Origin of the sequence: Streptomyces sp. NPDC050416, from assembly GCF_044458845.1 — a bacterium.
GTDB lineage: Bacteria > Actinomycetota > Actinomycetes > Streptomycetales > Streptomycetaceae > Streptomyces.
The window spans coordinates 335,874-345,326 of the sequence record NZ_JBITII010000012.1 but is presented as its reverse complement, the minus strand read 5'-3'; the positions used below and the strand labels follow the sequence as shown (position 1 = coordinate 345,326).

The 9,453-nt window shown below is 73.4% G+C and carries 11 protein-coding genes; 7 read left to right on the top strand and 4 right to left on the bottom strand.

The genetic code is table 11. The features are described 5' to 3' along the window. Positions 1-215 precede the first annotated feature (215 nt). Together ACIBL4_RS33085 and ACIBL4_RS33080 are read right to left on the bottom strand one after the other, a co-directional pair. Complete coding sequence (locus tag ACIBL4_RS33085) at positions 216-686, bottom strand: nitroreductase family deazaflavin-dependent oxidoreductase (RefSeq protein WP_399415454.1); 471 nt, start codon at positions 684-686, stop codon at positions 216-218. Next, positions 683-1,864 (bottom strand): acyl-CoA dehydrogenase family protein, encoded by a 1,182-nt coding sequence (locus ACIBL4_RS33080; RefSeq protein WP_399415453.1) that lies wholly within the window; start codon positions 1,862-1,864, stop codon positions 683-685. Before ACIBL4_RS33080 ends, ACIBL4_RS33085 begins: the two co-directional genes overlap by 4 nt. Positions 1,865-1,973: 109 nt before the next feature. Between ACIBL4_RS33080 and ACIBL4_RS33075 the strand changes: the two genes are divergently transcribed. Continuing rightward, the gene (locus tag ACIBL4_RS33075) at positions 1,974-3,146 is read left to right on the top strand and encodes a thiolase C-terminal domain-containing protein (protein ID WP_399415452.1); all 1,173 of its coding nucleotides are present in this window, start codon (positions 1,974-1,976) and stop codon (positions 3,144-3,146) included. 163 nt (positions 3,147-3,309) lie between these two features. On the opposite strand, the gene ACIBL4_RS33070 is transcribed toward ACIBL4_RS33075, so the two are convergent. Then, positions 3,310-4,038 carry an HAD family hydrolase gene (locus ACIBL4_RS33070; RefSeq protein WP_399415451.1) on the bottom strand — a complete coding sequence of 243 codons (729 nt, stop codon included), beginning with the start codon at positions 4,036-4,038 and terminating at the stop codon, positions 3,310-3,312. A 424-nt stretch (positions 4,039-4,462) separates the two neighbouring features. Here ACIBL4_RS33070 and ACIBL4_RS33065 point away from each other — a divergent pair, with 424 nt between their 5' ends. The 6 genes from ACIBL4_RS33065 (at position 4,463) to ACIBL4_RS33040 (ending at position 8,772) form a co-directional block, all read left to right on the top strand. Continuing rightward, positions 4,463-4,912, top strand: coding sequence for a DoxX family protein (locus tag ACIBL4_RS33065; RefSeq protein WP_399415450.1), 450 nt, complete (start codon positions 4,463-4,465; stop codon positions 4,910-4,912). Continuing rightward, on the top strand, positions 4,912-5,418 hold the full coding sequence (locus tag ACIBL4_RS33060; RefSeq protein WP_399415449.1) for a Zn-ribbon domain-containing OB-fold protein: 507 nt from the start codon (positions 4,912-4,914) through the stop codon (positions 5,416-5,418). Before ACIBL4_RS33065 ends, ACIBL4_RS33060 begins: the two co-directional genes overlap by 1 nt. A 31-nt stretch (positions 5,419-5,449) precedes the next feature. Next, positions 5,450-6,103 carry a GNAT family N-acetyltransferase gene (locus ACIBL4_RS33055; RefSeq protein WP_399415448.1) on the top strand — a complete coding sequence of 218 codons (654 nt, stop codon included), beginning with the start codon at positions 5,450-5,452 and terminating at the stop codon, positions 6,101-6,103. 40 nt (positions 6,104-6,143) lie between these two features. Continuing rightward, on the top strand, positions 6,144-7,001 hold the full coding sequence (locus ACIBL4_RS33050; RefSeq protein WP_399415447.1) for a GNAT family N-acetyltransferase: 858 nt from the start codon (positions 6,144-6,146) through the stop codon (positions 6,999-7,001). A gap of 112 nt (positions 7,002-7,113) precedes the next feature. Beyond that, positions 7,114-7,761 carry a HEAT repeat domain-containing protein gene (locus ACIBL4_RS33045; RefSeq protein WP_399415446.1) on the top strand — a complete coding sequence of 216 codons (648 nt, stop codon included), beginning with the start codon at positions 7,114-7,116 and terminating at the stop codon, positions 7,759-7,761. 6 nt (positions 7,762-7,767) lie between these two features. Continuing rightward, positions 7,768-8,772 carry a HEAT repeat domain-containing protein gene (locus ACIBL4_RS33040; RefSeq protein ID WP_399415444.1) on the top strand — a complete coding sequence of 335 codons (1,005 nt, stop codon included), beginning with the start codon at positions 7,768-7,770 and terminating at the stop codon, positions 8,770-8,772. A gap of 11 nt (positions 8,773-8,783) precedes the next feature. Here ACIBL4_RS33040 and ACIBL4_RS33035 read toward each other — a convergent pair whose 3' ends face one another. Then, positions 8,784-9,449: a pyridoxal 5'-phosphate synthase gene (locus ACIBL4_RS33035; RefSeq protein ID WP_399415443.1), complete on the bottom strand. Its 666-nt coding sequence runs from the start codon at positions 9,447-9,449 to the stop codon at positions 8,784-8,786. Between the last annotated feature and the right edge of the window lie 4 nt (positions 9,450-9,453).

Below are 9,453 nucleotides of genomic sequence, written 5' to 3'. Positions count from 1 at the left end.
GGGCGGTGTTGGAACCGGGGGGCGTCCGGGGCGGCACCCCCAGCACGTCGCCGGGCGGGCGGCCCCCGCCCCTTTTCCCCGTACCCCGGGCGGGGGGGGCGGGGGGGGGCCCCCCGGGGGGCCCCGCCGCCTGTCGCGCTTTCCGCCGTCGTACGATGCGCGCTTTCCGCCGTCGTACGATGTGCGCATTCCGCCGTGGCGCGATGCGCGGCTTTCTACCGTCGTACGACCCTGAACAGCCGGATCTCCCGCTCCACCCGCGCCTGATAGGCGGCGTACGGCGGCCAGAACGTCAGCACGGCCTGCCAGGCCGCCGCCCGCTCGGCCCCCTCCAGCAGCCGGGCCGTGGCGGGGATGTCCTGGCCCTTCCAGCTGATGCGGGCGTCCGGGTGCGCCAGCAGGTTGTGGCTCCAGGCGGGATGTCCCGGCCGCCCGAAGTTCGAGCCGACGAGGATCCAGCTGCGTCCGCCGTCCTCCGGCATACAGGCCAGCGGCGTACGACGGGGCAGGCCGCTCTTCGCCCCGGTCGAGGTCAGCACCACCCCCGGCAGGAGCTGGGCGCTGAGCAGCACCTTTCCGCGGGTGAGCCGGTGCACGGCCCGGTCCAGGGCCGGGAAGACGTACGGCGCCACACGCGCGAACCCCCGGGTGGAGGACACCTTCTGCACGAACCGCACGCCTCTCATCGGCCGGCCTCCTCGAGGACATGCGCCACGTCGGCGGCGTGCGCCCGCAGCCGGTGCACCGGCCCGAACAGCAGCTCGTCGCCCGCGGCACGCTTGAAGTACAGGTGAACCTCGTGCTCCCAGGTGAAACCGATGCCGCCGTGCAGCTGGATCCCCTCGGCGGCGGCCGAGCGCAGGGCCTGGAGCGCCTGGGCGAGCGCGAGACCGCCGGCCGGCTCGCCATGGGAGACCGCCCAGGCCGCGTAGTACGCCGCCGAGCGGGCCGCCTGCACCTGGACGTACACATCGGCCAGCCGGTGTTTGACCGCCTGGAAGGAACCGACCGGCCGCCCGAACTGCTCGCGCTGCCCGACGTACTCGACGGTCCGCTCCAGCACCCGGTCGGCGGCTCCGACGGCCTCGGCGGCGAGACAGGCGGCCACGGCGTCGCCGAGCCGGGCGAGGGCGGGGAGTGCGTCGGCGTCCGCGCTGCCCAGCAGGTCGGCGGTCGTGTCGCGTAGTTGGACGCGGGCTTGCGGACGGGTGCTGTCCAGCGTGGTCTGCCGTACGCGGGTGACACCGGCCGCGTCACCGCGTACGAGGAAGAGCAGGACACGGGAGCGGGCGAAGCCGCCGGTGTGCGCGGCCACCGCGAGCAGCTGGGCGTTGTGCCCGTCGAGGACCTGGTCGACCTGCCCGTACAGCCGCCAGCCGCCGTCGGCCCGCCGGGCCTGTACGCCCCCGGCCCGCCCGCCGCCGGCCCATTCCCCACGCGGGTCGTGGCCGGTGAGTCCGAGGGCGGTGGCGAGGGCGGGGCCCGGTATCGCGAGGGCCGCGGTGAGGGTCCCGGAGGCGATCCGCGGGAGGAGGGCGGCCCGCTGGGCGTCGGCGCCGAGGGCGAGCAGCAGCGGGGCGGTGAGGACGGCCGTCGCGAGCAGCGGGGAGGGGGCGAGGGCCCGGCCCGTCTCCTCGCAGGCCAGGGCCAGCTCGGTGACCGAGCAGCCGACGCCGCCATAGGGCTCGGGCAGGGCCAGTCCGGGCAGGCCGAGCTGTTCGGCGAGGGCGGTCCACAGGGCCGGGTCGTGCCCGGTCGGGGTGCCGGTGGCGGCCCGCCGCTCCTCGGGGCCGCATCGCTTGTGGAGCAGTTCGCGCAGGGTGCGGCGGATCTCGTCCTGTTCGGGGGTGAAGCGGGCGTCCATGGGGGTAGCACCTCCGCATCTGACGGTCCGTCATATTAGGTCGGAGGGGCGGAGATGCCCAGAGGTCGGGGGGCTTGTGCCGCGGGTTACCTGATGTACCGTCAGGTTCATGGTTGCCCGGAGGAAAGTGGCCGTCGTGGGCGTGGCCCTCTCGGACTGCGGCCGCGTGGACGACGCGACCTCGTACGCGCTGCACGCCCAGGCGGCCCGGCGCGCCCTGGCCGACGCGGGCCTGGACCGCTCGCTGGTCGACGGCTTCGCCTCGGCGGGCCTGGGCACCCTGGCCCCCGTCGAGGTCGCCGAGTACCTGGGCCTGCGCCCCACCTGGGTCGACTCCACCTCCGTCGGCGGCTCCACCTGGGAGGTCATGGCGGCCCACGCGGCGGACGCGATCGCGGCCGGGCACGCGCGCGTGGTGCTGCTCGCCTACGGCTCGACGGCCCGCGCGGACGTACGGGCGGGCCGCCGCACCGGAACGCTGTCCTTCGGCACGCGCGGCCCCCTGCAGTTCGAAGTCCCCTACGGCCACACCTTGATCGCCAAGTACGCCATGGCGGCCCGCCGCCACATGATCGAGTACGGCACGACGATCGAGCAGTTGGCTCAGGTGGCGGTCCAGGCCCGGGCCAACGCGGCCCTGAACCCGGAGGCGATGTTCCGCACCCCCGTCACGGTGGACGAGGTCCTGGCCGGGCCGATGATCGCCGACCCCTTCACCAAGCTGCACTGCTGCGTGCGTTCCGACGGCGGGGCGGCGGTGCTGCTGGCGGCGGAGGAGTACGTACGGGACTGCCGTACGCCGCCGGTGTGGGTGCTGGGCAGCGGGGAGTACGTCTCGCACGCGGCGATGTCCGAGTGGGCGGACTTCACGGTGTCCCCGGCGGCGGTGAGCGGACGGCTGGCCTTCGAGCGAGCGGGCGTACGGCCGGACGAGATGGACTTCGCGGAGATCTACGACGCGTTCACCTACATGACCCTGGTGACGCTGGAGGACCTCGGCTTCTGCGGGAAGGGCGAGGGCGGGGCGTTCGTGGAGAAGGGCCGGCTGCGGGTCGGGGGCGGGGGCCTCCCGGTGAACACCGACGGGGGCGGGCTGTCGGCGCAGCACCCGGGGATGCGGGGGTTGTTCCTGCTGGTGGAGGCGGTACGGCAGTTGCGGGGAGAGGGCGGGGAGCGGCAGGTGCGACGGGGCGCCGACGGGGCGCTGCCGCGGCTGGGGGTGGTGTCCGGGACGGGGGGGTGGTTCTGTTCTTCGGGGACGGTGGTGCTGGGGGTGGGGTGATCGGCCGATCGCCGTCGGGTGCCTCGGCCCGCCGCTGTACTTCCGCCTGTCGCTCGCCACGGCCGAGACGGTGCTGGAGGGCCGTTCCCAGTTCGTCGCCTTGCACCGCCCCTGGGTGCTGACCCGCCGCGCACGCCGGCGCGCCCCGGCCTGGGCACGCTGGTCACCGCCGCCGCGTGGGCGTTGGTGTGCGCGGTGTTCGCCCGTCTCCACGGGGAGTTGCGCGCGCGGGAGGAGGCGGGGAGGGCCGCCGGCTGATGGCGTGGTCGATCGCGGAGGCGACGTCGTCCGCGACATGAGTGGGCCGGTAGGAGTCCTCTGTCCAGACACGTCCGTCCGACACCCACACACACCGCAGACCGAGCGCGTCGGCGCCCGCGATGTCGGCGTGCGGTGAATCGCCGATGACCCACGCGCCCGGCAGGGGGAGGCCGACGAGGGCGGCTGCCGCCTGGAAGATCTCGGGGGCCGGCTTCTTGTGGCCGACGCCTTCGGAGACGACCCAACCCTGGACGAGCTGATCGAGCCCGGTGTTCCTGATCTTCGCCTCCTGCTGGACCGTGCGCCCGTTGGTGACGATGACGCACGTCCAGCCGTCCGCCTGCGCTTTGAGCAGCGCGTCGCGCGCGGTCTGCGCCAGGACGACGCGATCGGCGGCGCCGGTGTCGAGCAGAGCACGGACGGCGGCGGTGGGCACCGCGTCGCCGTACCGGTCGGTCAGGGCCGTGGCGACGTCGTGACGTGCGGTGTAGCCGCCGGCGTCGGTGGCCATCACCCAGGCGAGGTCGGAGGCGGGCAGCCCGTACTCGGCGAGGAAGTCGGAGACGGCGGCACGGAAGGCCGCGTCACGGTCGACGAGAGTGTTGTCCAAGTCCAGCAGCAACAACGGCATGACCCACAGTAGATCAGCTGAATGATCCTTTGACGGTCACCGAGTAGGCCCGCGTTCGCGGCGCGGCGGCTCGGCGGTCAAGGTGCCGCAGGACGGCGAACTGAGTCCGGGTCGGTGAGTACGTCGCTGACCATGCCGGCCTCGTCGACGTCGGTCACCTGCTCCAGCGCGCTCAGGTAGGCCCGGGTTCCTCCTGCGGTGTGTCGGGGTGGTACTCCACCCCGACCTGCCTACGAGCCTTGGGCCGAGATGATGACCCGGGCCACGACGCACCATCCGTTCCTGACCCGGCGCCTGCGCGAGTGGCCTCTCTTCCGAGCCGTCACGCTGGGGCAGCCATGGCATCTGGGTCGCGACAAGGCCTGTTCCCCGCATCTTATCTGACGTACCGTCAGATAAGGTGTCGGGCGGCGGGAGCATGGGCATGGACACGATCTGGCTCAGCGGAGCGGAATGGCTGGCCGTGCTGCGGATCGGGCTCGGGCTGTGGTGGCTGGAGAGCTGGCGGCACAAGGACCGCAAGGCCTGGTTCGCACGCGGCACCGGCATCACCTGGGCGGCCGGGATAGCGGCCGAGCACCGCTGGAGCGCCGTACGGTCGGGCTTCGACAGAGTCGTCGCGCCCCACCCACGCGCGATGGCGTACGTCGTCGTCTACGCGGAACTCGCCCTCGGACTGGGCCTGATCACCGGCTTCCTCACCCCGATCGCCCTGGCCGGCGGGTTCCTCCTCAACACCCTCTACTTCACCCTCATGATCCACGAAGTGGCCGAGCAGGGGCAGAACTCGATGATGGCGCTGATGTCGGTGGTCGGCCTGTTCGGGATGTCCTGGCAGACCTGGTCGCTCGACAGCGCGCTGGGGCTGTTCTGATGGCCGGGCGGTTCGACCGGCCCGAGCCGGACGCCTTCACCCGGACGTACTGGGACGCCGCCGCCGAGGGCCGGCTGCTGATCCGTCGCTGCCGGGCCTGCGGCCGGGCCCACCACTATCCGCGCGAGTTCTGCCCCCACTGCTGGAGCGAGGACGTCGCCTGGGAGCCCGCGAGCGGCCGCGCCACCCTCTACACCTGGTCCGTCGTCCACCGCAACGACCTGCCGCCCTTCGCGGAACGCACCCCGTACGTCGCCGCCGTGGTCGACCTCGCCGAGGGGCCGCGGATGATGACGGAGGTCGTGGGGGCGGGAGAACCCCCGACGGGAGAACGTCCGACGGGAGAACCGCCGACGAGGGAACCGCCGACGAGGGAACCGCCGACGGAGGAACCACCGACGGAGGAACCACCGACCGGCGAGCTGTGCGCCGGGGCGGAACTGGAGGTTGCGTTCCGGGACGGGATCCCCGTGTTCCGGGTCGTGCCGGGCCCGGCCGACGGGTGAACAGCGCCGCCCCACGCGCTTGAATGGCCCCATGGCCCCCATACGCGACCGGTCCCTGACCGGCCCCCTCCCGGAAATCCACGGCCGCGGCCTCCATCTCCGCCCCTGGGACCCCACGTCCGGCGCCGACGTCGAGACCTGGCTGCGCGGTATGCGGGACCCGGAGTTCCGGCGCTGGAACACCCCGCTGCGGCTGGTCACGGACCGGACGAGCGCCCGGGAGTCGCTGCTCGCGCGCGCCCAGAGCGCGACGGAGGGCACGTCCCTGTCGTTCCGGATCGCGGACGCCCGCAGCGGCACCGCCCTGGGTCACATCGGCGTCAATGAGATCAAGTATCACCTGAAGGTCGCCCGCGTCGGCTACTGGGTGCTCCCCGAGGCCCGCGGCCGGGGCGTCGCCACCCGGGCCCTGCTGCTCACCGCCCACTGGGCCCTCACCGAACTCGGCCTGCACCGGCTGGAACTGGACCACGCCGTCGGCCACGACGCCTCCTGCCGGATCGCCGAGCGGTGCGGGTTCGCGTACGAGGGGACCCTGCGCGGGGCGATCTTCGAGGAGGCCCGGCACGACGCGTTCCGGGACGCCCACCTGCACGCACGGCTGGCGACGGATCCCGAACCGGACGCGGAACCGGACGAGCAACCGGACGCGGAACCGGGTGCGCGCCGGGGGCCCGGGGAGTAATTCCGAGGCATGAGCCGGGGCCCGGGCGGCACCATGAGACATGCGCACCGACGACTGGCACCTCACCCAGGATCTCGACGCCTTCCTGACCCGGGCCGACGCCTTCCTGCGCTCGCAACCGGGTCTGCACACGCTCCCGTTGACCGTCACGGAGAACCTGCGCACGCGCGGCCCGCACGTCTACGGCGACGGAGTCCCGGAGTTCGGCATGCTGGAACAGGACGGCGCGGTCCGGGCGACGTTCTTCCGCACACCGCCGCACCGGCTGAACCTCACCGTCCTGACGGCCGAGGAGGCCGATGCGCTGGCCGCACGGCTGGCCGCCCTCGGGCAACGCCTGCCCGGCGTGCACGCCGACCGCGACACCGCCACCGCCTTCGCCGAGGCCTGGCAGCGGCGCACGGGCGCCACGGTCACCCTCCGGGAGCGCAACCGGCTCTACCGGCTCGGCACCCTGACCGTGCCCCGTCCCCTGCCGCCCGGCGGTCCCCGCATCGCCGGCCGGGCGGACCGGGAGCACCTCATCCGCTGGCACGACGAGTTCGTCGCAGCCGTCGGCTCGGGCGTCTTCCGGGACGCCGGCGAGTGGGCGGACGCCCGCATCGAGCAGGGCGGCATCACGTTCTGGGAGACGCCCGACGGCACCCCGGCCGCCATGGCCGGAAGGACCCCTCAGGTCGCCGGCCAGATCCGCGTCGCCCCGGTCTACACCCCGCCCCACCTGCGCGGCCGCGGCTACGCGGGCGCCGCCACGGCCGAGGTCAGCCGCGCCGCCCTGGCCGCCGGAGCGCGGGAGGTGCTCCTCTTCACGGACCTTTCGAACCCGACCAGCAACGGCCTGTACCAGCGCATCGGGTACCGGCCGGTGGCGGACTTCGCGGTGTACGACTTCACGTAGCCCCCGACGGGGCGGGGGGGTCCCTTGATCCACGAGGTTGATCCACGAAGTCCGCGCCCGCTTGACCTTGCCACAGTGACAAGGCCTTCACTGTGGCGAGGAGGTGGTCCCGATGAGAGGTCTTCAGGACCTGCAGGATCTGGAGGACAGCAGCGCGTCCGTGCGGCTGCGGGCGGCGCTGGCGGTCGGCACGGCCCCCGATCCGCGGTTCGTCGGCAAGCTCGTCGAACGGTGCGCGGTCGAGCCGGAGTTCTCCGTCCGCGAGATGCTCACCTGGGCGCTCACCCGCCACCCGGCGTCGATGACGGTCCCGGAGCTGCTCGAGGAACTCCGCTCGGAGCAGGCGCAGGCGCGGAGCCAGGCGTTGCACACGCTGTCGAAGATCGGGGACCGGCGGGCGTGGCCGGCGATCACGCGGGCGCTGCTGACCGATGCCGACGACGAGGTGGCGCGGAGCGCCTGGCGGGCGGCGGTCGTTCTCCTGCCCGAAGGCGGGGAGTCCGAGCTGGCCGGAGTGCTGGTGACCCAGTTGGGGCGCGGCGGGCGTGAGACGCGGTTGAGTCTCAGCCGGGCGCTGGTCGCGCTCGGTGAGAGGATCATGCCGAGCCTGCGCGCGGCGACGGCGGACCCCGACCCCGGCGTGCGTGCGCACGCGCTCGCCACGGAACGGCTGTTGCGCGACCCGGATGCCGGGTTCGGGTTCGCGGTCGAGGAGGCGAAGCGCGTCGTCGCTCTCGGCCCGACCCGCCAGGAGGGATGACGGGCAGTGCTGATCGGTGATGTGGCACGGAGGTCGGGGGTCAGTGCCCGCATGCTCAGGCACTACGAATCGCTCGGCCTGGTGCGGCCCACGGGTCGTACGGACGCCGGTTATCGCGAGTACTCCGGCGAGGACGTCCGGCGGATCTTCCACATCGAGAGCCTGCGGTCGCTCGGGCTGTCGCTGCGGGAAGTCGGGCGCGCGCTCGATGATCCCGGCTTCACGCCCTCGGAACTCGTCGACGACCTCATCCACCGGACGCGGGAACGCATCGCGGCCGAGACCGAGCTGCTCACGCGACTGTGCCGGATCGGTGCCGCGGAACCGGCCGCCTGGGAGGACGTCCTCCAGGTCGTCGCGCTTCTGCAGGGGTTGGGGTCGAAGAGCGCCGGGGCGCGCCAACGCGCGGCCCTGTCCTGCGTCGACGAGGTTCCGGTGCCGGTGGAAGCGCTGGTCGAGGCGGTGCTGAGCGAGACCGACCCGAACGTCGCCGGGGCCCTTCGATGGGCTCTGGCGCGATCGGGCGACGGCGCACCGGCGCTGCTGGCGGAGGGCCTCGGTTCACCGTCGGCCGAGGTGCGCGAACGTGCCGTCCAGTCCCTCGCGGAGCTCCCGGACGGTCAGGCGACCGCACTGCTGCGGGACGCCCTCGCCCACCCCGACCTCGTGGTCCGCAGGTACGCGGCAGTGGCGCTCGGGGCACGTGGCATGGCCGACGCGGTGCCCACGCTCATCGACATGATCGTCGAGGAGGCGAACGACGTCGACGCGGCCGACGCGCTGAGCGCGCTGGCGAGTCGTCCGGCGTCGGCGGACCGGATCGCCGCCGGGCTCCTCGACTGCCTGGCCGACGGCACCGTCGGATCGTCCGCACGCCGACGGCTGACCCAGGCGCTCGCGGACATCCCGGGAAGCACGGCGTCACGTGCCCTCGTGGAGCTGTCGCATGACGAAGACCGTGCGGTCGCGCTCACCGCGGCCTACATTCTCGGGATGCGCAACACCCGGTAACCCCGGTCCGTTCACGGCCACAGCAGTTCCCGGGCCCACCCTTCCTCCGTGCTCCGATAGCGGAGCCGTACGTGCCGCCGTGCCTCGTCCCCCTGGAAGAACTCCACCTCGTCCGGCCGCAGCCGGTACAGGGTCCAGGACGGTACGGGTGCCTCGGGCTCGCTCCGGGCCCGTTCCCACGCCGCCTGCGAGGCCCGTGCCATCTCCTCCACCGAGCCCAGGATCTCGCTCTGGCGGCCGGTCAGCGCCGCGGCCAGCGCGCCCGTCGAGCGGGCGTGCAGGTCGCCCTGTGCCTCCTCGGACGGAGCCGACGACACCGGGCCGCGCACCCGTACCTGCCGGCCCAGGACCGGCCAGTAGAAGCAGAGCGCGGCGTACGGGCGGGCGCCGAGGTGGCGGCCCTTGCGGCTGCCGGCGTGGGACGCGAAGGACCAGCCGGTCTCGTCGGCGCCGTGCAGCATGACGATCCGTACGTCGGGCAGGCCGGACTCGTCGGAGGTCGCCAGCGACACGGTGTGCGGCTCGGTCTGCCCGGCCGCCACCGCCGCCGTGAACCACTCGGTGAAGAGCGGCAGCGGGGTGCCGGGGGCGGTCGTCGGGTCGAAGGGGGGCAGTCGAGTGACCCGCGGGTCCCAGACCCGCAGGGACCTCAGCAGCTCGTGAAGATCCGTTGCCATGCCC